Source organism: Microbacterium sp. SW12 (assembly GCF_055391095.1).
Genome location: NZ_AP024335.1, coordinates 1,674,915 through 1,699,055, shown reverse-complemented (window position 1 = coordinate 1,699,055; position 24,141 = coordinate 1,674,915). Strand labels below are relative to the sequence as shown.

General features: G+C 66.1%; 20 protein-coding genes, 2 tRNA genes and 1 pseudogene. 16 read left to right on the top strand and 7 right to left on the bottom strand.

The features are described from left to right. Positions 1–33 precede the first annotated feature (33 nt). Positions 34–2,577, bottom strand: coding sequence for an aminopeptidase N (gene pepN / locus MICSW_RS08510; protein ID WP_464495175.1), 2,544 nt, complete (start codon positions 2,575–2,577; stop codon positions 34–36). Positions 2,578–2,765: 188 nt separating this feature from the next. On the opposite strand from pepN, the gene MICSW_RS08505 reads away from it, so the two are divergent. Genes MICSW_RS08505 through MICSW_RS08475 form a run of 7 tightly spaced genes read left to right on the top strand, consistent with a single transcriptional unit; the run spans position 2,766 to position 8,804 of the window. Further along, positions 2,766–3,578 carry a BCCT family transporter gene (locus MICSW_RS08505; RefSeq protein ID WP_228178204.1) on the top strand — a complete coding sequence of 271 codons (813 nt, stop codon included), beginning with the start codon at positions 2,766–2,768 and terminating at the stop codon, positions 3,576–3,578. Continuing rightward, positions 3,496–4,503 (top strand): BCCT family transporter, encoded by a 1,008-nt coding sequence (locus tag MICSW_RS08500; protein ID WP_228178205.1) that lies wholly within the window; start codon positions 3,496–3,498, stop codon positions 4,501–4,503. The genes MICSW_RS08505 and MICSW_RS08500 overlap by 83 nt, the downstream gene beginning before the upstream one ends. A 26-nt stretch (positions 4,504–4,529) precedes the next feature. Beyond that, positions 4,530–5,060: a ribose-5-phosphate isomerase gene (locus MICSW_RS08495; protein ID WP_228178206.1), complete on the top strand. Its 531-nt coding sequence runs from the start codon at positions 4,530–4,532 to the stop codon at positions 5,058–5,060. Continuing rightward, entirely contained in the window at positions 5,060–6,058 is a 999-nt protein-coding gene (locus MICSW_RS08490) for an Fpg/Nei family DNA glycosylase (protein WP_464495171.1), read from the top strand. The genes MICSW_RS08495 and MICSW_RS08490 overlap by 1 nt, the downstream gene beginning before the upstream one ends. 30 nt (positions 6,059–6,088) lie before the next feature. Then, the gene (locus MICSW_RS08485) at positions 6,089–6,718 is read left to right on the top strand and encodes an FMN-binding negative transcriptional regulator (protein WP_292727762.1); all 630 of its coding nucleotides are present in this window, start codon (positions 6,089–6,091) and stop codon (positions 6,716–6,718) included. After that, positions 6,715–8,211: an amidohydrolase gene (locus MICSW_RS08480; protein ID WP_347425043.1), complete on the top strand. Its 1,497-nt coding sequence runs from the start codon at positions 6,715–6,717 to the stop codon at positions 8,209–8,211. The genes MICSW_RS08485 and MICSW_RS08480 overlap by 4 nt, the downstream gene beginning before the upstream one ends. A gap of 53 nt (positions 8,212–8,264) precedes the next feature. Then, positions 8,265–8,804 carry a gamma carbonic anhydrase family protein gene (locus MICSW_RS08475; protein WP_292727766.1) on the top strand — a complete coding sequence of 180 codons (540 nt, stop codon included), beginning with the start codon at positions 8,265–8,267 and terminating at the stop codon, positions 8,802–8,804. Positions 8,805–9,123: 319 nt separating this feature from the next. Here the strand turns inward: MICSW_RS08475 and MICSW_RS08470 are convergent. After that, a tRNA-Gly gene (locus tag MICSW_RS08470) sits at positions 9,124–9,197 on the bottom strand. Positions 9,198–9,438: 241 nt separating this feature from the next. Here MICSW_RS08470 and MICSW_RS08465 point away from each other — a divergent pair. The 6 genes from MICSW_RS08465 (at position 9,439) to MICSW_RS08440 (ending at position 14,537) form a co-directional block, all read left to right on the top strand. Further along, a tRNA-Pro gene (locus MICSW_RS08465) sits at positions 9,439–9,512 on the top strand. 70 nt (positions 9,513–9,582) lie between these two features. Further along, entirely contained in the window at positions 9,583–11,013 is a 1,431-nt protein-coding gene (gene tig, locus MICSW_RS08460; protein ID WP_292726611.1) for a trigger factor, read from the top strand. A 135-nt stretch (positions 11,014–11,148) separates the two neighbouring features. Further along, positions 11,149–11,775, top strand: a complete 627-nt coding sequence (locus tag MICSW_RS08455; RefSeq protein WP_347425057.1) for an ATP-dependent Clp protease proteolytic subunit — start codon at positions 11,149–11,151, stop codon at positions 11,773–11,775. 34 nt (positions 11,776–11,809) lie between these two features. Beyond that, the gene (locus MICSW_RS08450) at positions 11,810–12,487 is read left to right on the top strand and encodes an ATP-dependent Clp protease proteolytic subunit (RefSeq protein WP_464495169.1); all 678 of its coding nucleotides are present in this window, start codon (positions 11,810–11,812) and stop codon (positions 12,485–12,487) included. Positions 12,488–12,633: 146 nt separating this feature from the next. Continuing rightward, positions 12,634–13,902 (top strand): ATP-dependent Clp protease ATP-binding subunit ClpX, encoded by a 1,269-nt coding sequence (gene clpX / locus MICSW_RS08445; RefSeq protein WP_292735563.1) that lies wholly within the window; start codon positions 12,634–12,636, stop codon positions 13,900–13,902. A gap of 56 nt (positions 13,903–13,958) precedes the next feature. Beyond that, a complete protein-coding gene (locus MICSW_RS08440; RefSeq protein ID WP_228178213.1) occupies positions 13,959–14,537 on the top strand; it encodes a dihydrofolate reductase family protein in 579 nt (192 codons plus the stop codon). Positions 14,538–14,548: 11 nt separating this feature from the next. Here the strand turns inward: MICSW_RS08440 and MICSW_RS08435 are convergent. Beyond that, a pseudogene (locus MICSW_RS08435) lies at positions 14,549–16,608 on the bottom strand (M3 family metallopeptidase). Between the two features lie 91 nt (positions 16,609–16,699). Here MICSW_RS08435 and MICSW_RS08430 point away from each other — a divergent pair. Further along, positions 16,700–17,314, top strand: coding sequence for an ArsR/SmtB family transcription factor (locus MICSW_RS08430; RefSeq protein ID WP_374198019.1), 615 nt, complete (start codon positions 16,700–16,702; stop codon positions 17,312–17,314). Positions 17,315–17,531: 217 nt separating this feature from the next. Further along, positions 17,532–18,827, top strand: coding sequence for an MFS transporter (locus tag MICSW_RS08425; protein WP_464495165.1), 1,296 nt, complete (start codon positions 17,532–17,534; stop codon positions 18,825–18,827). Between the two features lie 8 nt (positions 18,828–18,835). Here the strand turns inward: MICSW_RS08425 and MICSW_RS08420 are convergent, their stop codons facing one another. Both MICSW_RS08420 and valS read right to left on the bottom strand, forming a co-directional pair. Next, positions 18,836–19,087, bottom strand: a complete 252-nt coding sequence (locus tag MICSW_RS08420) for a hypothetical protein (RefSeq protein WP_228178216.1) — start codon at positions 19,085–19,087, stop codon at positions 18,836–18,838. A gap of 1 nt (position 19,088) precedes the next feature. Beyond that, complete coding sequence (valS, locus tag MICSW_RS08415; RefSeq protein ID WP_347425045.1) at positions 19,089–21,656, bottom strand: valine--tRNA ligase; 2,568 nt, start codon at positions 21,654–21,656, stop codon at positions 19,089–19,091. Positions 21,657–22,087: 431 nt separating this feature from the next. Between valS and MICSW_RS08410 the strand changes: the two genes are divergently transcribed. Beyond that, positions 22,088–22,774 (top strand): endonuclease domain-containing protein, encoded by a 687-nt coding sequence (locus MICSW_RS08410; RefSeq protein WP_228178218.1) that lies wholly within the window; start codon positions 22,088–22,090, stop codon positions 22,772–22,774. Between the two features lie 119 nt (positions 22,775–22,893). Here MICSW_RS08410 and MICSW_RS08405 read toward each other — a convergent pair whose 3' ends face one another. Further along, positions 22,894–23,460, bottom strand: a complete 567-nt coding sequence (locus MICSW_RS08405; protein WP_292729257.1) for a GNAT family N-acetyltransferase — start codon at positions 23,458–23,460, stop codon at positions 22,894–22,896. Beyond that, complete coding sequence (locus tag MICSW_RS08400; RefSeq protein WP_464495159.1) at positions 23,457–24,119, bottom strand: pentapeptide repeat-containing protein; 663 nt, start codon at positions 24,117–24,119, stop codon at positions 23,457–23,459. Before MICSW_RS08400 ends, MICSW_RS08405 begins: the two co-directional genes overlap by 4 nt. Positions 24,120–24,141: the final 22 nt, after the last annotated feature.

The following is a 24,141-nucleotide window of genomic DNA, read 5'->3' as shown; positions in this document are numbered from 1 at the left end:
CTACCGAAGTGGTACTTCCCCCGCGTTGATACGTCAGAGCGCGTCGCGCTCCTGGACCGCAAGGGCGCGCTCCACGCCGGCGAGGTTTTCTGCCACAAGCCGGCGCAGCGCCGCTGGCGCTTCCCCGTTGGCGGAGAGCCACGCGCGTGTCGCGTCGCGGAGCTTCGCGTTTGCCAGCGGCGCGGGGTACAGGCCCAGCACGAGGTACTCGGCGATCTTGTACGTGCGCGACTCCCAGACGGGAAGCAACATCGCGAAGTACTGGTCCACGAACTCATCGAGCAGCAGCACACCGGCGGGGTGCGTGAAGCCGAGACCTGCGGCGCGTACGAGCGTGTTGGGCAGGCGATCCGAGTCGACAAGCGATGACCACGCCGCGTTCTTCGCCTCCGGCGTCGGCAGCGCAGCCTTGGCCTGCGCGGCGAACTCAGCGCCCTTGGCCGTGTTGTCGCTAGCCAGCGCCTCGTCGATGACGCCCTCGGTGATCACCCCGCCCGCGGCGAGCGACACGAGCAGCTGCCACGACAGATCAGTGTCGATCGTGAGCCCATCGAGGGTGATCTCGCCGGCGCGCAGGGCGCGCACCGTCTCCCAGTGCTCGGGGGTTGCAGCCGCGCTCGCGAACGCGGTGACGAACTGCAACTGGCTGTCGCTGCCAGCATCCGCTGCCTGCGCGAGCGCCCACAGCCCATCTGCCACCTTGTGACGCGACGCGTCGCGCTTGTCGGGGGCCACGTACGAGTTGGCCGCCAGCTGCAGCTGCGCGAGAGTCGTTCGCACCGTGGTCGATTCGGTCTCGGAGGCGATGTTGCCGAGGACCAGGTCGATGTAGTCGGATGCCGAGGCTTCGGCATCCCGCGTCTGATCCCACGCGGCACCCCACACCAGTGACCGGGCAAGCGGGTCGGAGATCTTCGAGAGATGGTCGATCGCCGTCTGCAGCGACCGCTCGTCGAGGCGGATCTTCGCGTACGCGAGGTCGTGGTCGTTCAGGAGAACCAGGTCGGGGCGGGTCAGGCCGACGAGTTCGGGAACATCGGTGAGGTCTCCGTCGACATCCAGCTCCGTGAAGTGGGTGCGGAAGAGTTCACCGTTCTGCAGGTCGTAGAAGCCGACGCCGAGGCGGTGGGGCCGGATCGTCGGGTAGTCCGACGGGGCCGTCTGGACGATCTTGAACGCCGAGATCGTGCCGTCTGCACCCTCGACGATGGCGGGGGAGAGGGTGTTGACGCCGGCGGTCTCGAGCCACTTCTTCGACCACTCGGTCAGCTCGCGTCCACTGGTCGTCTCGAGTTCGGTCAGCAGGTCGCGAAGCTCCGTGTTGCCGTACTCGTGCTTGCGGAAATACGCCCCGACACCGGCGAAGAACTCGTCGATGCCGACCCAGGCTGCCAGCTGCTTGAGCACCGACCCGCCCTTCGCGTAGGTGATGCCGTCGAAGTTCACCTGAACGTCTTCGAGGTCGCGGATCTCGGCGACGACGGGGTGGGTGGAGGGGAGCTGGTCCTGGCGGTAGGCCCAGGTCTTCTCCATCGCATTGAACGTCGTCCAGGCCTCGGTCCACTCGGTGGCCTCGGCCGTCGCAATCGTCGAAGCCCACTCGGCGAACGACTCGTTGAGCCAGAGATCGTTCCACCACTTCATGGTGACGAGGTCACCGAACCACATGTGGGCAAGCTCGTGGAGGATCGTGACGACGCGGCGCTCCTTGACGGCATCCGTCACCTTGCTGCGGAAGACGTACACCTCGGTGAAGGTGACTGCTCCCGCATTCTCCATGGCTCCGGCGTTGAACTCCGGGACGAACAATTGGTCATACTTCGCGAACGGGTACGGGTAGTCGAACTTGTCCTCGTAGTAGGCGAAGCCCTGGCGGGTCTTCTCGAAGATGTAGTCGGCGTCGAGGTACTGCCACAGGCTCTTGCGCGCGAAGATGCCAAGCGGGATGACGCGACCCGAGGCGCTGGTCAACTCGGAGAACGTCGACTCATAGGGGCCGGCGATCAGTGCCGTGATGTAGGACGAGATCCGCGGCGTCGGCTCGAACTCCCACGTTGCGACGCCCTCGCCGCTGGGTACGGGCTCGGGGGTCGGGGAGTTGGAGATCACCTTCCACGACGCGGGAGCGGTCACGGTGAACTGGAACGTCGCCTTCAGGTCGGGCTGCTCGAACACGGCGAAGACGCGACGCGAGTCGGGCACCTCGAACTGGGTGTAGAGGTAGACCTCGCCGTCGACGGGGTCGACGAACCGGTGCAGGCCTTCGCCGGTGTTCGTGTATTCGCAGTCGGCGACGACGACGAGTTCGTTCTCGAGCGCGAGTTCGTCGAGCGCAATCCGGGAGTCGGTGAACGCCGAGGCCGGGATGCTGCGTCCGTTGAGCGTGACGGAGTGGACGCGTCGGGCGATCAGGTCGATGAAGGTCGACGCGCCCTCGGTGGCGGTGAAGCGCACGGTGGAGGTCGACCGGAACACCTCCGGGCCGGTGGTCAGATCCAGCTCGACCTCATAAGACTGCGTGTCGAGGACGCCGCGACGCTCCTGCGCTTCGATGCGGGTGAGGTTTTCTCCAGGCACTTTCGGATGCTCCCAAGTGTGTGAGGGGTTCATGGATGCCGCGAAACGGCCTCGCGCATTGTGGGCGCGACAACCCCCAAGCCTACGCCGCGACCTCCTCGCAGCCGCGCGACCAGCGCAGGAGGCGGTATAGCGTTGAGCCGACGTTTACCTGACGAGTGAGTGCACACGGAATCAGGGAGACCTCGATGGCGCGGACCAATGACGGTGCGGGGACGAACGGACCTGTCAAGCGAGTGCTCCGCGAGGTCAACACCCCAGAGCTCGAGCGCGGCATCCATCCGGCGCTGATCCCCGGCATCGGTGTTGAACAGACGGGGCGCCGATCCTCAACGAATGTGACGGTCTTTCTCACGGCGGGCGTCTTCGTCGCAGCGGTGATCATCTGGGCGATCGTGTCGCCGGCAAGTCTACAGTTCGTCGGCAGCACCGCGCTCGGCTGGGTGACGACGAACTTCGGCTGGCTGTTTTCGACGCTCGCCGTTCTCGTCCTGGGCTTCATGCTCGTGATCGGCTATGGCCGCACAGGCGGGGTGCGCCTCGGTGCTGACGACGAGAAACCCGAGTTCTCGACGATCTCGTGGATTGCCATGCTCTTCTCGGCCGGAATGGGGATCGGACTGCTGTTCTATGGTCCGCTGGAACCGTTGTCATTCTTCGTCGACCCACCGCATGGTTTCACCGTCGAGCCGGGCACGACTGATGCCATGGAGACAGCCCTCGCGCAGACACTGTTCCACTGGGGCCCGCTGGCGTGGGGGTTCTACGCTCTCGTCGGCGCCGCTATCGCCTACGGCGCGTACCGGCGTGGTCGCGCGCCGCTCATCTCCGGGATTTTCGAGCCCCTGTTCGGCCGCCGGGTGGACGGCTGGGCTGGTGGCGTGATCGACATCTTCGCGATCATCGTCACGCTCTTCGGTGCTGATCGTCACCTTGCTGCCGTCGGGCCTGGTGACCTTCTTCAGCGACCTCGGCATCATGATGTCGCGCAACTCCTTTGAAGGTGAGGATGCCGCATCCTTCATGGCGTCCTGGACTACCTACTACTGGGCATGGTGGATCTCGTGGTCGCCCTTCGTGGGGATCTTCATCGCGAAAATCTCGCGCGGCAGGACGCTGCGCGAGTTCGTCACCGTCGTCATCCTCATTCCCTCGGCCGTCTGCTTCGTGTGGTTCACGACCCTCGGCGGAACGGCGATGTGGATGGAGCAAGAGGGAGTCGGGCTCAGCGAGCTCGCCCAACCCGAGGACGTGCTGTTCGGAGTGCTCGGGGAACTGCCACTGGGTGCCCTGACCTCGGTGGTCGCGATCATCTCGATCGTCGTCTACTTCGTCACCTCTGCCGATTCCGCCTCGATCGTCATGGGGTCGATGAGTCAGCGCGGGAAGCCGGAGCCATCCTCGTGGGTGACCATCACCTGGGGTGTGCTGCTTGGTGGGGTCGCTGCGGCGCTCTTGGTGGTCGGCGGTGCGACAGCGCTGCAGGGGCTGCAGTCCATCATGATCGTGACCGCCTTGCCATTCGCGCTCGTGATCATCGGAATCATGATCGCGTGGGCGAAGGAACTGCGCACAGACCCGTACGTGCTCCGCCGGAAGTTCGCTCGTGCAGCGATCGCGCAGGGGGTCCGGCAGGGCATCGCCGAACACGGCGATGACTTCGTGTTCGACGCCACCGAGGTCGGCTCGGGCGAGGGTGCGGGAGCGTGGCTTGATTCGACGGATCCCGAGCTCACCGAGTGGTACACGACAGCGACGCAGGAGATCGACGTGGTCGATGCTGACGACGTTGCACGCACCCTCGAGCCGGGCCGCATCCAGCCGAAGGGGCCTGACCGTCCCGACCACGAGGCATCCGGCGACGCGTCCCTCGTGACACGCGAGCGGCGGCCGAAACCCGCTGAGGACGACACCCCGCAGACGTGACGTCAGTCGCTTCTAGGATGGGAACCATGCGCATCCACATCGCCACCGACCACGCCGGTATGGAGTTCTCCACGCAGCTCCAGCACCACCTCGCCGAGCAGGGTCACGAGGTCATCGACCACGGCCCTATCGAGTACGACGCCGTCGATGACTACCCGTCGTTCTGCATCCGTGCCGCCCTCGGCGTCGTCGCCGATCAGAGTGCGGGCATCGAGGCTCTCGGCATCGTGTTCGGTGGCTCGGGCAACGGTGAGCAGATCGCTGCGAACAAGGTGCGCGGCATCCGCGCAGCCCTCGTCTGGAGCATTGCGACTGCCGAGCTCGCCCGGCAGCACAACGATGCGAACGTCATCGCGATCGGAGCGCGCCAGCACTCCTTCAGCGAGGTCGTGACCTTCATCGACCGGTTCATAGAGACGCCCTTCTCGAACGAGGAACGTCACGTGCGTCGCATCGGCCAGATCGCCGCGTACGAGGCTGACGGGTCGCTCCTGCCCGACCCGCGGGATGTCGCGAACACCGCCGCGACCGACTCGTTCGACCCGGAAGCTGGTTGATGCCCGAGGGTCATTCCGTTCACCGGATCGCTCGGCAGTTCGCTCGCAACTTCGTCGGTCGCGCTGTGCAGGCATCCAGCCCGCAGGGTCGCTTTGCCGACGGGGCCGCAGCGCTCGCAGGCCGGGAAATGCTCGAGGCGCGTGCGGTCGGCAAGCAGATGTTCCTGCGCTTCGATGGTGACCTGTGGCTGCGTGTGCACCTCGGCATGTACGGTGCGTGGGACTTCGCCGGCGTGATCGACGCCGATCCCACCATCGCCTCCGCGAACGGGCGGATGGGACAGACCAACCAGCGCGGCACGGTGATCGACGAGCCGATCATGGATGCCGCGGGCGAGAACTCGCTCACCTCGATCGGCGCGCCCCGGCGCGCGCGCGTTCACGTGCGGATGTCGGAGCAGACGACCGGGCTGCCCGATGAGGAGGGTCAGTGGCCGCCCCCAGTGGTCGGCCAAGTTCGTCTGAGGCTGCTCACCGACGAGACCTGCGCCGATCTGCGGGGACCCACAGCCTGCGAGCTGCAGACGCCGGACGAGGTCGCCGCATCGCTCGCCAAGCTCGGACCGGATCCGCTCGTGGACGACCTCGCCGAGGGTGAGGAGCTGTTCACCGCGCGCGTGCGACGCGCCCCGACGCCCATCGGGCTGCTGCTGATGGACCAGTCGGTCGTCAGCGGAATCGGAAATGTCTATAGAGCTGAACTCCTGTTCCGGGTTCGGCTGAACCCTCATACCCCGGGGCGCGACGTGCCCGAAGAGACGGTGCGAGCACTCTGGCGCGATTGGACCCGGCTGCTCGCCATCGGCGTTGAGACCGGCCAAATGATGACAATGGATGACCTCGATCCTGACGCCTATCGTCGCGCCATGGCCCACCGCGACGACCGTCACTGGGTCTACCACCGCGCCGGGTTGCCCTGCCGGGTCTGTGGCACTGCGATCGTGGTCGAAGAGGCCGCGTCGCGGAAGCTGTACTGGTGCCCCAGGTGTCAGGCGTGAGCCTGGATCCGACCACCTTAGGCTGAATGCATGCGGCAGAATCCGAGCTTCGCCATGACCGACGTTGGCGAGTTGCGACGGATCGTTGAGCAGAATCCGTGGGCGACCCTGGTCAGTTCGACGGATGACGGTCTCGTCGCCTCCCACTACGCGGTGCTCCTGGATGACACTCGTGACGATCTCACCGTCGTCGGTCACGTCGGCAAGCCCGACGACCTGATCCACGACCTCGGGGCTCGCGAGTTGCTGATCATCGTCCAAGGTCCGCACGGCTACATCTCGCCCGGCTGGTACGGCGACCGGCCGAGCGTGCCGACCTGGAACTTCGTGACAGTGCACCTGCGGGGAGCGCCGGAACTGCTGTCGACCGACGAGAATCTACGGGTGCTCGACCGTCTGGTTGCGCGTTTCGAGACCCCGATGCCCGAGCCTCGGATGCTGTGGGAGCGTCCGAACGATGCTGATTTCGTCGAGCGACTCGAGCGCGGCACCGTCGGCTTTCGCCTCACACCGACGTCGGTGACGGCCAAGCGCAAGCTCAGCCAGAACCGGCCCGTCGAGCTCGTCGACCACATCATCCGTGAGCTCGAGGATGACGGTCCGCATCACAATCCGCCGCTTGCCGCAGAGATGCGCCGCGCGAATGACGCTCGCGCATGAGTGCCGTGGGCGCGACAGTGTCGACCATCGTCGGCGCACGGATCACGGGGCCGGGGAGCGAACTTCTGCCGGTCGAGGGCGCGTATGACGTGTTCATCGAGGGTGGCCGCGTCACGGATCTTGCTCCTACCGGCGCTGTTCGTCCGGTCGGTGAGGTGCTGCAGGCCGGCGGTGCGTGGCTGATCCCGGGCCTGTGGGACCACCACGTGCACACGGTGTCAGCTGCCCTCACTCGACAGCGTGAGCCGCTCGGTGGTGCCGAATCAGCGCACCATGCCGCACACATCATGTCGAGCGCCAGGCTGCTCGGTCGTGGCATCCGGGTCGGCGCTGGCTTTCGGGATGCTTTCTGGCCCGATGAACCGACGCTCGAGATGCTGGATGCGGCCACGGGCACCATTCCTACCTACCTGATCAACGCGGACCTGCACAGCGTGTGGCTGAACTCCGCTGCCTTCGCTCGTGAGCAGATCACGCCCCCGGATGCGTCGGGGATGCTGCGCGAGGAGCCGGCGTTCGAGATCACGCGTCGGCTGGCTGCCGCAAGCCCCGACGACGCCGACGAGGCTGTCGCCGACCTCGCCCGGCATGCTGCGGCGCGCGGCGTTGTCGGAATCATCGATCTCGACATGGCCTGGAATGCGGATTCCTGGTCTCGCCGTGTCGCGGCTGGCTTCGATTCCTTGCGCGTGGAGTTCGGCACCTACCCCTCGCAGCTGAGCCGGCTCATCGAGACGGGGTGGCAGAGCGGCGAGCGCCTCAGCGAGCTGATCACGGTCGGCCCGCTGAAGGTCATCACCGACGGGTCGCTCGGAACCCGGACCGCCGCGTGCTCGCATCCGTATCCGGGTGACCCGCACAATCATGGGGTCCTGACCATCCCGCCCGCCGACCTTGTCGCGCTCATGACGGATGCCACGGCTCACGGCATCTCCTGCGCCATCCATGCGATCGGCGACCTGGCGAACACCCACGCGCTCGACGCCTTCGCGGCAACCGGCGCGACAGGAACGATCGAGCACGCGCAGTTGGTTGCTGCCGTCGACATCCCCCGCTTTGCGCGGTTGGGTGTCGGGGCGAGCGTCCAACCCGAGCATGCCCTCGATGACCGGGATCTCTCCGACACCATCTGGTCTGCCCAGATCGCGCGTCCCTATCCCTTCCGGGAACTGGTGGACGCCGGCGCGAATCTGCTCTTCGGGTCCGACGCCCCAGTGGCGCCGCTCGACCCGTGGGCGGCGATGGCATCGGCGATCTATCGCACCCGCGACGGACGTCCACCGTGGCAGGTCGAGCAGGCCATCGACGCCCGCGTCGCACTGGCCGCGTCGACACACGGGGGATCCGCCGCCCCGGGTCGCATCGAACCGGGGACTGTTGCTGACCTGGTCCTGTGCGCCCAAGACCCGCTGACAGCATCCGAGTCGGATCTTCGCACGATGCCGGTGCGAGCTACCCTGCTCGGTGGCCGCGTGACACACCTCGAGGACTGAATCCCTCGTACTGCGGCTGGCCGGGCCGAGTAGCGCTGATCTACTGTCGGAGCATGACCTCAGATTCCGCATCCGTTCTTTCCGTCGCCGGGCTGAGTCCCGAAGTCGACGAGTCCGCGTTTCTCGCCGCCGGTGCGCGCGTGATCGGTGATGTTCGACTCGGGCCCGAGTCCAGCGTCTGGTACAACGCGGTGCTGCGCGGCGACAGCGCCTCGATCACGGTTGGCGCCGGCTCGAATCTGCAAGACAACGTTTCGGTCCATGTGGATGCCGGCAGCCCGGTGGTCATCGGCGAGAACGTCTCGGTCGGACACAACGCCGTGGTCCACGGCTGCACGGTCGAAGACGGATGCCTCATAGGTATGGGATCCGTGATCCTCTCCGGCGCCGTGATCGGCGCTGGATCGCTCGTCGCCGGGGGAGCGCTCGTTCTCGGCGGCACGATCATCCCACCCGGATCGATGGTCGCCGGCGTCCCCGCGAAGGTGCGGCGTGAACTGACGGACGAGGAGAAGCTCGGCATCCTGCGTAACGCCGAGGTCTACCGTGCCGGTGTCCTCGCGCATCGCGAGGCCCGGGACGCGGGGGAGTAAGACTGCCGTTAGCTGGAGGGGGCGACGGGAATCGTCCCCACCGCCACTCCACACGCCGCTGCGCGGCGCGCGGAGCCTCGGGCGGCGTGGGCCCACCCTGCGGGTTCGCTTCCCGCAGAACGCACGATCGCTCTCCCGCACGGCCTGCGGCCGCACGTGAGAGCGATGGAGGGGGCGACGGGAATCGTCCCCACCGCCACTCCACACGCCGCTGCGCGGCGCGCGGAGCCTCCGGCGGCGTGGGCCCACCCTGCGGGTTCGCTTCCCGCAGAACGCACGATCGCTCTCCCGCACGGCCTGCGGCCGCACGTGAGAGCGATGGAGGGGGCGACGGGAATCGAACCCGCACAACCAGTTTGGAAGACTGGGACTCTACCATTGAGCTACGCCCCCGCAGCGGCCGGAGCCGCAGCATCCGACAGTCTATAGGGCACCGCGACCCGTCCTCGCATCCGCGGCCCAACCGGGCCTCGTGAAGGTAGGAGAAATCGCCTGGGTAGGACGGATGCCGGGCCGATCGTCCTTCCTTAGGAAGAAGTCCTACGGCGGCGAGAAGGTCGGCCCCCGCAACGTCGGTCCGCGCGTCAGCTAGACTTCTGTGGGCCGTCTGTCGCACAGCGCGTGAGATCCCGCCCGGGGCGTAGCTCAGCTTGGTAGAGCGCCCGCTTTGGGAGCGGGAAGTCGCAGGTTCAAATCCTGTCGCCCCGACGTCACGGCCTTACACCCAGACCTTCCACCGCGCTTCGGTGCGGTGCAGCACGAGGAGAACAACACAGGCATGGTCACCAGCACTGTCGAGAAGCTCAGCCCCACCCGCGTCAAGCTGCTGCTCTCGATCACCCCCGACGAACTCAAGCCGAGCATCGCGCACGCTTACGAGCACATCGCGAAGGATGTCCAGATCCCCGGCTTCCGCAAGGGCAAGGTGCCTGCGCCGATCATCGATCAGCGCATCGGTCGGGGTGCCGTTCTCGAGCATGCCGTCAACGACGGACTCGACCGCTTCTACCGCGAGGCGGTAGAAGCTCAGGAGCTCCGCGTTATCGGTCGCCCGAGCGCCGACATCACCGAGTGGCCGAACGAGAAGGACTTCTCGGGCGACCTGAAGGTCGAGATCGAGGTGGACGTTCGCCCCGAGGTCACGCTCCCCGCGCTTGACAGTCTCACTGTCGAGATCGAGGCAGTCGAGGTCGACGAGGCCGCGGTGGATGCCGAACTCGACAAGCTGCGCGCGCGCTTCGGCACGCTCATCACCGTCGACCGCCCCGCCACTTCCGGTGACTTCGTCGAGCTGGATCTCGTCGCCACCATCGAGGGCGCCGAGATCGACCGCGCCGAAGGCGTGTCCTACGAGGTCGGCTCCGGTGAACTGCTCGAGGGCATCGACGAGGCAATCGAATCCCTCACCGCAGGTGAAGACACGACGTTCCGTTCGAAGCTCGTCGGTGGAGATCACGCCGGTGAAGAGGCTGAAGTTGCGGTCACCGTCACCAGCGTGAAGGAGCGCGAACTGCCCGAGGCAGACGACGACTTCGCGCAGATCGCGAGCGAGTTCGACACGATCGCGGAGCTCCGCGAAAGCCTGCGCACCACCGCATCGCAGCAGTCGGGCCTGCAGCAGACCTCTGCCGCCCGCGACAAGCTCGTCGACCTCCTCCTCGAGCAGGTCGAGATCCCCGTGCCGGCCGGACTCATCGAAGACGAGGTGCACCAGCACCTCGAGGGTGAGGGACGTCTGGAGGATGACGAGCACCGCGCAGAGGTGACCGAAGCGTCTGAGAAGCAGTTCCGCACGCAGATGATCCTCGACAAGCTCACCGAAACCTACGACGTCAAGGTGTCGCAGGATGAGCTGACCCAGTACCTGATCCAGTCGGCTGCCCAGTACGGCATGTCGCCGCAGGACTTCGTCAATGCGATCCAGCAGGGCAACCAGCTGCCCGCCATGGTCGGCGAAGTTGCCCGCAGCAAGGCTCTTGTTCACGCCCTTCGAGACGTGAAGATCGTCGACACGACCGGAGCCGCCGTAGACCTGTCGGCGCACCTCATCCTCGGTGAGGACGAGGCAGAGGCCGAAGAAGAGGTCGTCGAAGAAGCGCAGGGCATTGCGGATGCCGCCGCCGACGCCGACGAGATCATCGAGGCCGAAGAGGAGCCGGCTCCCAAGAAGCGCGCGCCGCGCAAGTCGACGAAGGCCGACGCCGAGTAAGACCACTGAGCGGATGCCTCGACCACATCGGTCGAGGCATCCGTCGTTTCTTGGGGTAGCGCGTGCGCGCCCCGCGCAGCACGATCTGCCCACGGCGAACACGAGCGGGTCGCGCGAACCCCGCCGGTAGATTCGATCTCACGCAACGAAACGGGAGCACACATGGCTGAACCACTGGTCGCGACGAGCGTCTTCGACAGGCTGCTGAAGGACCGCATCATCTGGCTGGGATCAGAGGTGCGCGACGAGAACGCCAACGAGATCTGCGCGAAGATCCTGCTGCTGGCCGCCGAGGACTCGCAGAAGGACATCTACCTCTACATCAACTCTCCCGGTGGCTCGATCACCGCCGGTATGGCCATCTACGACACGATGCAGTTCGTGCCGAACGACATCGTCACCGTCGGCATCGGAATGGCCGCATCGATGGGCCAGCTGCTGCTGACAAGCGGCACAAAGGGCAAGCGTTACATCACCCCCAATGCCCGCGTGCTCCTGCACCAGCCGCACGGTGGCTTCGGTGGCACGGCGAGCGACATCCAGACGCAGGCGCAGCTCATCACATCGATGAAGAACCGCCTCGCTGAGATCACCGCCGCGCAAACCGGCAAGTCGGTCGAGCAGATCAACGAGGACGGTGACCGCGACCGCTGGTTCACCGCCGAGGAGGCGCTGGCCTACGGCTTCGTCGATCACATCCGCGAGCACGCTGCCGACGTCAGTGGCGGTGGCGGCACCGACACCTCACCCGCGGCGCAGTGATCGACGCAGCGACGGCAGAAGAGAGAGAATCCGCATGAACACCCCGAACCTTCGCCTCCCGCAGGCCTCGCCCGCTGCGCTGCAGATGCCGGGCAGCCGGTACGTGCTCCCGCAGTTCGAGGAGCGCACCGCCTACGGTTACAAGCGCCAGGACCCGTACAACAAGCTGTTCGAAGATCGCGTCATCTTCCTGGGTGTCCAGGTTGACGACGCCTCCGCCGACGATGTGATGGCGCAGCTGCTCGTCCTCGAGTCGCAGGATCCCGACCGCGACATCATCATGTACATCAACTCGCCCGGTGGATCGTTCACCGCGATGACGGCGATCTACGACACCATGCAGTACGTGTCGCCGCAGATCCAGACAGTCGTGCTCGGTCAGGCAGCTTCCGCTGCCGCCGTGCTGCTGGCAGCTGGGGCTCCCGGTAAGCGTCTCGCGCTGCCCAACGCCCGCATCCTGATCCACCAACCCGCGATGGGCGAGGCAGGACACGGTCAGGCGTCGGACATCGAGATCCAGGCGGCGGAGATCCTGCGGATGCGCACGTGGCTCGAGGAGACCCTTGCGAAGCACTCGCACCGCAGTGCCGACGAGGTCAACCGTGACATCGACCGTGACAAGATCCTCTCCGCAGAAGAAGCGGTCACCTACGGGCTGGTCGACCAGGTACTCACGACGCGTAAGCGTCTGCCCGCGACCCCCGCGAAGTAACACCAGAAACCGGGCCCCGGCATCCGTCGCATGACACGGATGCCGGGGCCCGGCGCTGTCGGCACGAGCTGCGACCAATCCCACCGGATGTCGCCCGCCTCGGTTAGGCTCGGACCACAGCCGCCCGGAACGAGGAGGACCCCCTGATGGCACGCATCGGTGAGAGCGCTGATCTGTTCAAGTGCTCTTTCTGCGGTAAGAGCCAAAAGCAGGTGCAGCAACTCATCGCCGGACCCGGCGTGTACATCTGCGACGAGTGCGTCGAACTCTGCAACGAGATCATCGAAGAGCGTATGGCAGAGTCCGGCGACGGGGTTGTCGCCGACTTCGATCTGCCCAAGCCTCGCGAGATCTTCGCGTTCCTCGAGGAGTACGTCGTCGGTCAGGAGCCAGCGAAACGTGCCCTGTCGGTGGCGGTCTACAACCACTACAAGCGTGTCCGTGCGCACTCGACGCTGCAGCCCGCCGAGCAGCGCGCCGAAGACATCGAGATCGCCAAGAGCAACATCCTGCTTCTCGGGCCGACGGGATGCGGAAAGACCTACCTCGCGCAGACCCTTGCCAAGCGACTGAACGTGCCCTTTGCCGTCGCCGATGCGACTGCGCTGACCGAGGCGGGGTATGTCGGCGAGGACGTCGAGAACATCCTGCTGAAGCTCCTGCAGGCAGCAGACTTCGACACGAAACGTGCTGAGACCGGCATCATCTATATCGACGAGGTCGACAAGATCGCCCGTAAGGCCGAGAATCCGTCGATCACGCGGGATGTGTCTGGTGAGGGCGTGCAGCAGGCTCTCCTGAAGATCCTCGAGGGCACGGTGGCTTCCGTCCCGCCGCAGGGTGGGCGCAAACACCCGCATCAGGAGTTCATCCAGATCGACACGACGAACGTGTTGTTCATCGTGGCCGGCGCCTTCGCCGGATTGGAAGACATCATCTCGTCGCGCGTCGGCAAGCATGGTGTGGGATTCGGGGCGCCGCTTCATAACAAGGGCGACGACCTCAGCCTGTTCAGCGAGGTTCAGCCCGAGGACCTGCACAAGTTCGGCCTGATCCCCGAGTTCATCGGGCGCCTTCCCGTTGTCGCATCCGTGTCGCCGCTTGACCGCGAGGCCCTCATCGAGATCCTCACGGCGCCGAAGAACGCGCTGGTCAAGCAATACCAGCGGATGTTCGAGATCGACGGTGTCAGCCTGGAGTTCGACGACGAGGCGCTCGTTGCCATCGCCGATCTCGCGGTGGCGCGCAAGACCGGCGCCCGCGGCCTGCGCGCGATTCTCGAAGATGTGCTGGGGCCGATCATGTTCGAGATCCCCTCTGCCGAGAACGTCGACAAGGTGATCGTGACGCGCGCTGCCGTCGAGGATGGCGCAGCTCCGACGCTCGTACTGCGCCAGGCTCGCAAGTCCGCCTGAGCGGGCGTCACGTCCTGCCCGTGAAGGATGTCGGGGCCACCGAGTAGCGTCGCGGCGTGACGCGATTCATCTATGACACCGCGACCAGCTTCACCGGCTGGATCGCTGACTCCGACCATTCCTTGCAGTGGCTCTTTGACGTGCCAGGCGGCACCGAGCCAGATCCTGAGCTCCTGCCACCCACAGACGCGCTGATCGTCGAGGGGTCGTCGACCTACGAGTGGATACTGCGCGAGTCTGATCTCGTAGATCACCCCGAGAAGTGGCACGAGCTCTTCGGCACCCGCCGCACGTTCGTCTTCACCTCGAGGAACCTGCCCGTACCGGAGGGTGCGGATGTGACGTTCGTCTCGGGGCCGGTGACGGGCGTGTTGAGCGAGATTCGTGACGCCGCGGGGGAGTCGGACGTGTGGATCGTCGGCGGCGGAGAGCTTGCCGCGCAGTTCTACGACGCTGGAGCGCTCGACGAGATCGCCCTATCGATCGCACCTGTCGCACTGACCAGCGGCGCGCCCCTGTTTCCGCGTCGGGTTGAGTCGGACCGGCTCCGCCTGGTCGAAGCGCGCCAGGTCGGTCAGTTCGCGCGGCTGCGGTTTGTTGTCGACGCGCCCCGCGTCGGCCCGGCTGGAGACTGAGGGCGGGCTCCCTAGCTGTCGAGTCCCCGGCGACGCAGCAGCGGGGCGATCTCGGCCTCGCGGCCGCGGAAGTCCCGGTACGCCTCGAGCGGATCCTTCGACCCGCCGACGCCGAGGAGGCGCTCCCGGAATCTGTCGCCGTTCGCCCGCGTGAGACCGCCGTTCTCGCGGAACCATTCAACGGTGTCGGCATCCAGGACTTCGCTCCAGATGTAGGAGTAGTAGCCCGCGCTGTAGCCGCCGGAGAAGATGTGGGCGAAATACGTGGATGAGTACCGGGTCGGAACCGCCGGATTGTCGAGCCCGATCTCCGCCAGCGCAGCAGCCTCGAACTCCGCGACATCCACCGCGTCAGCACCATCAGTTGAACGAAGCGAGTGCCAGGCCTGATCGAGCCAGGATGCAGCCAAGTACTCGCTCGTCGCGAACCCCTGGTTGAAGCTCTCGGTCGCATTCAGGCGCTCCACAACCTGCGCCGGCAGTGGCTCGTCTGTCTCGATGTGGCGCGCATAGGCTGCCACGATCTCGGGCCAGAAGATCCACATCTCGTTGACCTGGCTCGGGAACTCGACGAAATCGCGGAACACATTGGTGCCGGCGAAGTGCGGGTAGGTGACTGTCGCGAACAGGCCGTGCAGCGCGTGGCCGAACTCGTGGAAAAAGGTCGTGACTTCGTCAAGGGTCAACAGCGTCGGAGTGCCCGGCTCCGGCTTCACGACATTGAGGTTATTTACCACGACCGGCGCCGTGCCGCGCAGCTGGGACTGGGAAACGATGGAGTTCATCCACGCGCCACCGCGTTTGCTATCACGTGTATACAGATCGAGCAGGTAGAGCCCGAGTGCCGAGCCATCGGCATTGAACACCTCGAAGACCCGCACGTCAGGGTGGTAGCCCGGAAGGTCGGGGCGCTCGGTGAAAGTGATGCCGTAGAGCTGTGTTGCTGCACGGAAGACGCCGTCTTGGAGCACGCGCTCAGCCTCGAACCACGGACGCAGCGCTGCGGTGTCGATGTCGTATTCAGCTGACCGAACCTTCTCGGTGAAATAGGCCCAGTCGTGTGCCTCTATCGTGAACGGTTCGGCTTGAGCATCCGCCATCGCCTGAAGCGACGCCTGCTCTGTTCGGGCGTTGCGGGCCGCCGGCGCGGCGAGGCGGAACAGCAGGTCGCGAACGGCTTCGGGGCTTCGCGCTGTCTCATCTGAGGTGACGTAGTCGGCGTGTGAGCGGTACCCGAGGAGCTCAGCGCGCTCTGCTCGCAGCTGCACGATCTCGCGTAGTACAGGGCGATTGTCGTTGCCGTTGTCGCGGGTACCACGAGCGCGGGATGCCGCCATGATTCTCTCGCGTGACCGGCGATTGTGCAGGGAACCCAGGTACGGGTGTCCGGTGAACAGGGTGAGCGAGATCAGCCAGCCCCCGTGATGCCGCGATCGGCAGCTGCTCGCGCGGCCGCCGACAGCTCACCCTCGGTGAGCCCGTCGAGCTCGGTGACATCATCGAACAGGACAGCGAGGTCATTTGTGTCGTTCAGGAGATTCTTCTCGAAGGTCGTGGTGAGGGTCGAGAGGCGACCGTTGATCTCGGTGAGTCGGGCCTTCTGGGCTTCGTCGAGGCCCGCGCCCGCGTGGGTCATCTCGCGGTAGTGACGCTCGACCAGATAGCGATCCTCCGGCGCGAGGTTGAGGTCATCCAGCTGCGCATGCACGCTCGCTATGCGTCGATAGAGCTCGGGGTTCAGCTGCACAGCATCCGTGTGCGCCGCCATCAACGGTGCGAGTGCCTCTTCGATCTCTTGAATCTCCGGCGTCGCGTCAGCAGACGAGACGGTGTAGAACGCCGACGCGACATCGTGGAGCAGCTCACCACTCCGCTCCAGGGGCACCAGTGTGTTCTCGAACGTCGGGGCGGCCGCGACATTCGTGATCGCGTCGATCTCGCGCCGATGCCGGGCGAATGCCTCGGTGAACGCCGGCAAATAGTGCTCCGGACGGATGGCCCGATAGTCGGGGAGCCCGTAGGGGAGCGGGCTTGCGGCGAGGAGCGGGTTCGACAGGGCGGCGTCGGTCATGGACTCAACCTATCTCCTCAGTAGCGGACTCCAAAACGTCGTTTGCAAATATATGCTTGCAAAATATTGTTTGCAATCTTATTCTTGCATCGTGAACGAGTCGGAGGAGATGCCGGGCGATCAGCCGCCGAGGATCGGCGAGGCGCGCGAACTGGACGTTGGCGCACTGCGCGCCCTCGCCCACCCGCTTCGCGTGGAGATTTACGACATCCTGAGTCAGTTCGGTCCTCAGACGGCGAGTTCGCTGGCGGAGCAGCTGGGGGAGTCGTCGGGCGCCACGAGCTATCACCTGCGCGCCCTCGCCAAGCACGATCTCATTCGAGAGGTTCCGGATCGCGGGACGGGGCGCGAGCGTTGGTGGGAACGTCCCAAGGGAGCCGTCTCGATGACCAGCCCGACGGCCGTCAAGAGTCCCGCGGGCCGCGCCGCCAGCCAGGTCGTCATCAGCGAGTTCTATCGACGCCGGAACCGGCAGCTCGAGGATTTCATCTCGCGCCAGATTCGAAAGGATCCCGACGAGTGGACAGCGATGCTCAGCACCGCCACCGTTCGGCTGACCGATGGCCAGTTCGAAGAACTCGTTCGCGAGGTTGAGACCGTCATCGACTCCTATGTCGCTCGCTATCGCGACCAGCAGGGCGAGGGAGTGCGACCCTTCACCATCCGAACCGATGTGTTCCCCCTGACAGACCCGGAGGAGTCATGAGCGTCATCAGCACAGTGGCCCCCAGCCGATGCGAGCAGCCGCAGCCGAGTGCGCTCGAGCGGGCGGCGCTGGCCATCTTGCGAGCGCTGGAACGGGATATTGAAGCGCGGGTTCGGAGGCGCGCATCGACACGTCGGATCCGGCACGCAGCGGAACGCGGGTACGCTGACGGGCGCGCTGATGCCCGCGCCGGCGCCCATCTCGGCATCCTGCCACGATGACCCTCGCCCCGAGCTCCGTCCAGGGTCGGGTTCCGCTCGGCAGGGACTTCGGGAAGCTCTGGACCGCTGCAGCATTCAGTAACCTCGCGGATGGCGTGGGCCGTACGGCGGTCCCTCTCATCGCGACGACGCTGACGCGGGACCCGGTAGCCATTGCCGCTGTGGGAGCGCTGGCGTTCGTTCCCTGGCTGTTCTTCGGGCTTCCAGCAGGCATGATCGTCGACCGGTTCGACCGACGCCGGGTCATGGCCTCGGCGAACGTGCTTCGGGGCGGCGTCGCGGTCGCCCTGGCTGCTCTGACGGCAACCGGTCACCTGGAGCTGTGGCACCTGCTCGTTGCGACTGTAGCGTTCGGCATCGGAGAGACCCTCTTCGATAACGCGACGAATGCGGTGATCCCGTCGCTGGTCGGCAAGGCAGGGCTCGACCGGGCCAACAGCCGGATTCAGGCAGCCCAGATCACGATCGACAACTTCGTCGCGCAGCCCATTGCGGGAGTCCTCTTCGCGATCTCGCTCGTGCTCCCGCTCTGGGTCGGATCGGCGGGCTATCTGATCCCCATCGTTCTAGCGCTCATGCTGCCGATCTCCGCTGCCAGTGCCCTGCGTAGGGCCGCCCCGGATGCCGCATTTGCAAGCGACGAGGTGGCGGTTCCCGGTGAGAGGCTCCCGGCATCTGCCGCTGCGCGGGTCTCGACCAAGGATGCTGCGCTGTACCTGTGGCGCCATCGCTATCTCCGTGCGCTCGTGGTCTTTACCTCGATCCTCGGTGGCGCCTTCTCGTTCGCGCAGGCGCCGACGATTCTCTACTTCCTCGAGACGCAGGGCGTGGCTCCTGCGGCGATCGGTTTCGTCACGGCGGGAATCGGAGCCGGCGCGCTGCTGGGCTCACTCGTCGCGCCGGCGCTCGTGCGTCGCTCCGGCCGCGGCGCCGTCATGCTGGGCGCCAATCTGGCTGCCGGCGTCTGCCTGGCTGCGGTGGGAGTGGCCCCCGAACTCGTCAGCGCGATCGTCGCCTACGCAGGAATGGCGTTCGCAGTGTCGCTCTGGAACGTCCCGTGGGGAGCGCTGCGGCCGATGATCATCCCGGGCGACATCTTCGGCCGGGTCCTCGGGATCATCCGGAGCCTCACCTGGGGGCTCTTCCCCATCGCCACGATGCTCGGGGGCCTGGTCGCACGTGTCGACCTTCGGCTTCCGTACGTCATCGCGGCAGCCGTGACGATCATCGCCGCACTCGCCGCCGCGCGGCTTCTTCTGGCAGCGAGCCGGGTGTCACCGAACGAGGAGTGATCGCAGGTTCACGCGAACTCGTCGTCGGGGTCGTGGTGCACGACCGCCTCGCCGTCGTCGTCGAGAGTCACGATCACGCCGGTGTCCAGTTCCGCGATCGGCCGACCCTCGAGCCAAGTGAGCGTCCAGCGCGGTGTCGGCTCCTGAGCGAGCTGTCCGGCAGAGATCAGGTCCTCGACCGCGGCGATCTGCGCGCGAAGCGCGTCGGGCACGGCGGCCGGCGGTGTCGCCCCGAGGGGCCAGCGGGTTCCGAGCTGCATGTCAGACCTCTCCGAGTTCGATGGATGCCACGGTCGTGCTGTCGGCATCCGTGTACGTGATCGTGTCGATGCGTCCCACGGCCTTCAGGTCGCCCTCGGCGGTGCGCAGACGCTCCACTGTCGCGGCAGGTGCACCGATCGTGATCGAGGCCACCGGCGTCTTCTGCGAGGCCTTTGCCTCCGTCTTGGCGCGACGGATGCCGATGAGCGCCTCACCGACCGCGGTCAGTACCGCGGGGTCCCCGTCGATGCCGAGCGGCTCGGGCCACGACGCCGTGTGAATCGAACCCTCCTCGAACCACGACCAGGCTTCCTCGGTCGCGAACGAGATCACGGGCGCGAGCAGACGCAGCTGCGTCGACAGCGCGATGCGTAGCGCCAGAGCGGCGGATGCCTGCCCGACATCGCTCTGGTCGTAGGCGCGTTCCTTCACCAGCTCGAGATAGTCGTCGCAGAAGGTCCAGAAGAACGACTCGGTGATCTCCAGTGCACGGGCGTGGTCGTACGCGTCGAGTGCTGCGGTGGCGTCGCGCACGACGCCGTCCAGGGTCGCGAGCATCGAGGCATCCAGCGCGTGAGTGATGCGGGCGCCTTCGGTGACGGGGAACGAGAGCACGAACTTCGCCGCGTTCAGGATCTTGATCGCCAGGCGCCTGCCGATCTTGATCTGGGTCGGGTTCTGCGGGTCGAACGCGGCATCCGTGCCCAGACGGCTGGATGCTGCCCAGTAGCGCACGGCATCCGAACCGTGCTGCTGCAGGATGTCGGCGGGGGTGACAACGTTGCCCTTGGACTTGGACATCTTCTTGCGGTCAGGGTCGACGATGAATCCCGAGATCGCGGCATCAGTCCACGGCGCTCGCCCGTCCTCGAGCGCGCTGCGAAGCATCGTCGAGAACAGCCACGTCCGGATGATGTCCTGTCCCTGGGGACGCAGGTCGAACGGTGCGACAAGATCCCAGAGCTCGGGATCGCGCTCCCAGCCGCCGGCGAGTTGGGGAGTCAGGGACGAGGTCGCCCAGGTGTCGAAGATGTCACGCTCGCTGTCGAAGCCGCCCGGGACTCCCCGCTGGTCCGCGGTGTAGCCGGGCGGCACGTCGGTGGTGGGGTCGATGGGAAGTTGGTCGTGAGAAGGGAGCAGGACGCGGTCGTAGTCGCGCTCACCGTTCTCATCGAGGGCGTACCAGACCGGGATCGGCACGCCGAAGAATCGTTGGCGTGAGACGAGCCAGTCGCCGGTGAGGCCGCCGACCCAGTTCTCGTAGCGCACGCGCATGAAGTCCGGATGCCACGCCACGTCGCGGCCGAGTTCGAGGAGCTTTTCACGCAGCGCCTCGTCGCGGGCTCCGTTGCGGATGTACCACTGACGCGTCGAGACGATCTCGAGGGGGCGGTCGCCCTTCTCGAAGAACTTCACGGGGTGGGTGAACGGCTTCGGGTCGCCGATCAACTCGCCTGACTCCTGCAGGAGTTCCACGATGCGCTTCTTGGCGCTGAAAACGGTCTTGCCGGCAAGCTCCGCATAGGCGGCACGCGCGGCGTCCGTCGTGATGACCTCGGGAGCCTCGGCGATGATGCGGCCGTCCTTGCCGATGATCGTGCGGTTGGGGAGGTCGAGCTCGCGCCACCAGATGATGTCGGTGACGTCGCCGAACGTACAGATCATCGCGATACCCGAGCCTTTGTCGGGCTGCGCGAGCGGGTGCGGCAGCACTGGCACCTCGACATCGAACAGCGGCGTGCGCACGGTCGTGCCGAATGCGGGCTGGTAGCGCTCGTCATCGGGGTGGGCGACCAGCGCGACACACGCGGCCAGCAGTTCGGGGCGCGTGGTTTCGATGTGGATGTCGCCGCTGCCGTCGCTCTTGTGGAAAGCGAGGCGGTGGTAGGCGGCTGGCTGCTCGCGGTCTTCGAGTTCTGCCTGCGCGATCGCGGAGCGGAAGTCGATGTCCCACAGGGTCGGCGCGAGCGACTGGTAGGCCTCGCCACGTTCGAGGTTGCGCAGGAACGCGAGCTGGCTCGTGCGCATCGTCTCGTCCGAGATCGTGCGGTAGGTCTGGGTCCAGTCGACGGACAGCCCCAGCATCCGCCAGAGATCTTCGAAGTGCTTTTCGTCTTCGACAGTGAGCTTTTCGCACAGTTCGATGAAGTTGCGGCGGCTGATCGGCACCTGGTCGGCTGCCTTGCTGCTCTTGTTGTCACCGCCCTCGTAGGGGGGAGTGAAGTCGGCGTCATACGGCAGCGAGGGATCGCAGCGGACGCCGTAGTAGTTCTGCACGCGGCGTTCGGTCGGAAGCCCGTTGTCGTCCCACCCCATCGGATAGAAGACGGTCTTGCCCCGCATCCGTTCGAAACGCACCTTCACGTCGGTGTGGGTGTAGCTGAACACGTGACCGATGTGAAGCGACCCGGATGCCGTGGGCGGGGGAGTGTCGACGGAGTAGACCCCGCCGCGTCCGACCTCGGCGGCGGCGCCGCGGTTGAACCGGTAGGTTCCGGCATCCGTCCAGGCGGCATCCCACTTCTGCTCGAGACCTTCGAGGGCGGGCTTGTCGGGTATGGCGGCCATGGGTCTCCTAGCGCGATATGTGCGGCACCGTGTGTGCGTGCCTGAGTGTGGGATACGCCTCGATTCTACCGGCCCGGGGCGGTGAGCACCGGGCCCGCGGGTACACCCGGGAGGTGATGCGCATTCCGGAGGGCCGAAGCTGGAGTCTCGTCCTCCCAAGCGTGCATCGCCTCCCGAGTGTCCGGCGAAAGTCGTACTACGTTCCTCCCCTGCCGCGCTGGCCGGGCGCACTCTCCACGGATGCTGCCACTCGAAGCCTCCGCCCCGGCACCGTGCGATGGGCTGGCGAGATGGATCTCAGCGCGTTCGTCGCGACTCACGGGGGTGTCATACCGTCGTCGTGGCTCAGAGCTCGGCGCGTCTCGTCGCGACGCCTCACTGATGCCCTCCGCTCGGGCGTTCTCATCCGGCCGCGGCGAGGGTGGGTTGCCGTGCCGACCGCCGATCCCGAGCTCATCCGTGCCGCGGGGGAGGGCGTGGTAATCACCTGCATCTCGCTCGCGCGCCGCCGCGGGCTCTGGGTTCTCAAAGAGCCGGAGTGGCATGTTGCCGCTCCATCCCACGCCGGTCATGTGGGGCTGCCCGGCGCGGTAACGCACTGGCGGACGCCACTCGTGCCTCGACCACCCGGCTCCTTGGAAGATGAGATCGAGAACATGCTGGTTCAGGTCGCCCTGTGCCAACCGGATGACGCGGCGCTGGCCATCTGGGAATCTGCGCTGCGCACGGGGCGAGCAGACATTGATCGGCTGCGAAACCTCCCACTCCCAGAGCCGGCCTCTCGACTTCTCGATCAGGTAACGCCCTGGTCGGATTCAGGGCTCGAGACGATCGCCGTCGTGCGGTTGAGGTGGCTCGGGCTCCCGCTGCGTCCGCAGATCTGGATCGCCGGCCACCGTGTCGATCTGCTCATCGGCGACAGGCTCGTTCTCCAGATCGATGGCGGGTCCCATGTTGGCGCACAACGGGACAGTGACAATCGGCACGACGCCGAACTGCGTCTGCGTGGCTATCACGTCATCCGGGTGGGTTACCGGCAGGTCGTCGACAACTGGCCGGAGGTACAGGCGCTTGTCATGGCTGCCGTCGCGGCAGGCCTCCACCGTCGTCCGCGCTAGGCATCCGGCTGGTTAGGGCTGTCGCAAACCGGGTTCACTCGGGAGGCGATGCGCGATCGGGAGGGCCCAAGTGGCGTACCTGGTCCTCCCGAGTGGTCACGCCCTCCGGAATGGCCGAGTCAGGGCGACGGATGCCGAGAGCGCCAGGCCGCGCGCGAGATCGCGAAAGCCAGGTGCGGCATGTCGATGTCGCGGTAGTGCTTGACGAAACGCTCGCGGACCGTCATCCCGAGCCGGATCGCGACGTTCATCGACGCGAGGTTCGTATCGCGCACTATCGCGTAGATCTCCGGCACAACGACGTTCGCGAAGCCCCAATCCAGGCACGCGGACGCAGCCTCCGTGGCATATCCGAGACCCCACCGCTGCCGCAGGAGGTGATATCCGACCTCGACGACCTCTGCCGTTGCAGTGCGCTGAACGGTGAGACCGCAGTCCCCGATGACCTCGTCGGTCTCCGCATCCGTCACGGCCCACAGCCCGAACCCGTCGTCGCGATAGCGGCGGAGTTGGCCCTCGATCCATGTGGCCGTCTCCGCCGGAGAGAAACCATGCTCGTACGCGCTCATCGCGACCTCGTCGCCGAGTACACGATGCAACGCCGAATGATCCTGCGGCGTGAGCTCTCGCAACCCGAGCCGAGCCGTCTGTATGCCCGAGAAGGCAGTCGCCGGCTGGGGAATCACTCGAGGACCCGGATGCCGAGAGCCATGGCCAGGGGCGTCGAGTGCTGCTCGACCTGCCGCGTCGTGAGCGTCGCGCCGCTCAGTCCTGCCGGACTGGTGAACGACAGCGCCTCGAGCCCTCGGAGGTCGAGGTGCTGCGAACGCAAGCCCCGCGAGTCGACCTCATCGGCGTGACATCCCTCGAAGGTGACGCGGGTGAGCGCTGCCTCAGGGAGGTCCAGAGAACCGAACCGGCAGTCCACGAATCGAACGTCGGTCAGGGTGGACATGCTGAGGTTCGCGTAGTCGATGCGCATTCCACGGAACTCGACGCCGTCGAGCTCGGCGCCGCTGAGTTCGAGAGTCGCGAGTCGCCCTCCGTTGATCGTCACGGTGCGCCAGGCGCTGTTGGGTGCGATCAGCCGCGTCGCACGGATGCCACTGATGAGAACATCACGCACCGAGGCGCCGGCGAGAGTCAGGGAGTCGAGGTCGACATCCGGAATCTCACACTCCGCGATTCTCGCGAACGAGCCGTCTACCTCGCCGCGAAGCGCACCCACACGCACGCCGAGAAGGTCATCGTGACGATCGATCGCCGCAACCGATTCGAGACTCGCCGGAAGGTCGGGGCTGCTGACGCGCGGAGCCAGCGGTTCATCGGATCGAGAGCGAGGCACGCATCCACCCTAGGCGCCGCTA

Coding starts and splice junctions, on each gene's coding strand:
- MICSW_RS08505 (WP_228178204.1), top strand. CDS start 2,766: ATGGCGCGGACCAATGACGGTGCGGGGACGAACGGACCTGTCAAGCGA.
- MICSW_RS08495 (WP_228178206.1), top strand. CDS start 4,530: ATGCGCATCCACATCGCCACCGACCACGCCGGTATGGAGTTCTCCACG.
- MICSW_RS08490 (WP_464495171.1), top strand. CDS start 5,060: ATGCCCGAGGGTCATTCCGTTCACCGGATCGCTCGGCAGTTCGCTCGC.
- MICSW_RS08485 (WP_292727762.1), top strand. CDS start 6,089: ATGCGGCAGAATCCGAGCTTCGCCATGACCGACGTTGGCGAGTTGCGA.
- MICSW_RS08480 (WP_347425043.1), top strand. CDS start 6,715: ATGAGTGCCGTGGGCGCGACAGTGTCGACCATCGTCGGCGCACGGATC.
- MICSW_RS08475 (WP_292727766.1), top strand. CDS start 8,265: ATGACCTCAGATTCCGCATCCGTTCTTTCCGTCGCCGGGCTGAGTCCC.
- tig (WP_292726611.1), top strand. CDS start 9,583: ATGGTCACCAGCACTGTCGAGAAGCTCAGCCCCACCCGCGTCAAGCTG.
- MICSW_RS08450 (WP_464495169.1), top strand. CDS start 11,810: ATGAACACCCCGAACCTTCGCCTCCCGCAGGCCTCGCCCGCTGCGCTG.
- clpX (WP_292735563.1), top strand. CDS start 12,634: ATGGCACGCATCGGTGAGAGCGCTGATCTGTTCAAGTGCTCTTTCTGC.
- MICSW_RS08425 (WP_464495165.1), top strand. CDS start 17,532: ATGACCCTCGCCCCGAGCTCCGTCCAGGGTCGGGTTCCGCTCGGCAGG.
- MICSW_RS08420 (WP_228178216.1), bottom strand. CDS start 19,087: ATGCAGCTCGGAACCCGCTGGCCCCTCGGGGCGACACCGCCGGCCGCC.
- valS (WP_347425045.1), bottom strand. CDS start 21,656: ATGGCCGCCATACCCGACAAGCCCGCCCTCGAAGGTCTCGAGCAGAAG.